2 protein-coding genes are annotated in these 654 nt (G+C 41.1%); both read right to left on the reverse strand.

All coding sequences use genetic code 11. The features are described 5' to 3' along the window. Positions 1 to 47 precede the first annotated feature (47 nt). Entirely contained in the window at positions 48 to 215 is a 168-nt protein-coding gene (locus N1032_RS25880; protein ID WP_259543486.1) for a hypothetical protein, read from the reverse strand. Between the two features lie 11 nt (positions 216 to 226). After that, on the reverse strand, positions 227 to 654 hold a 428-nt coding region (locus N1032_RS25885), incomplete at its 5' end, for a hypothetical protein (RefSeq protein ID WP_259543487.1).

Consider the following 654-nt stretch of genomic DNA (forward strand, 5'->3'; position numbering starts at 1 on the left):
AGTTTGAGGAGGGGCTAATTAAAGCCCCGGTTGGACAACCGAAACTATCAATCAATAGTGACGGTGTGTTTTACGGTTACGATTTCCGCAACCACATCGAACTTAGCCAGCAGTTCAACGGCTTCAGTTGCGCGGGATTTGGTGGTGAAACGGGCTTTCTTGGCGGTTTCACCTTCACCAACAGTAACAACATAAATCGAAATTTTCTTTTGCATGATATTCCCCTTCAGGATTTTGAGTTTAATTGAATCCATTTCGCGTTCTGGACTGCAACGCTGTGAATGTATTCTAGCACTTCCTTAATTGTAGTGTAAATAAAAACATCATCGCAAACACAATCGTTATTGCGGTCGATCACCACCTGATGAACGTGGTATTTGTTGGTATCAGGGTTAGCCGATAATACCCAATAGGAGACCCCACCATCACATAACTTACAGCAGATAGCGTTTTCACTGTCTGGACTAATAAACAGTGTATCGGGCTGTATATGCTGCCCTGCTTCCTCGATAGAATGTTTCAGGTAGTTGACCACTTGATTAGCAAAAAATTCAACCATCATAAAACTGCCCTCCAGAATGTAAATTAATTCCGAGAAATTGTAGCACGTAATAGGACTCGTATACACTTTTTTTATTTTTAGTGAAATAGTGA

This window comes from Herbiconiux daphne (assembly GCF_024979295.1).
Taxonomy (GTDB): Bacteria; Actinomycetota; Actinomycetes; order Actinomycetales; family Microbacteriaceae; genus Herbiconiux; species Herbiconiux daphnes.

Bases quoted from the DNA above. Each gene is read 5' to 3' on its own strand.
- N1032_RS25880 (WP_259543486.1), bottom strand. From the start codon at position 215: ATGCAAAAGAAAATTTCGATTTATGTTGTTACTGTTGGTGAAGGTGAA.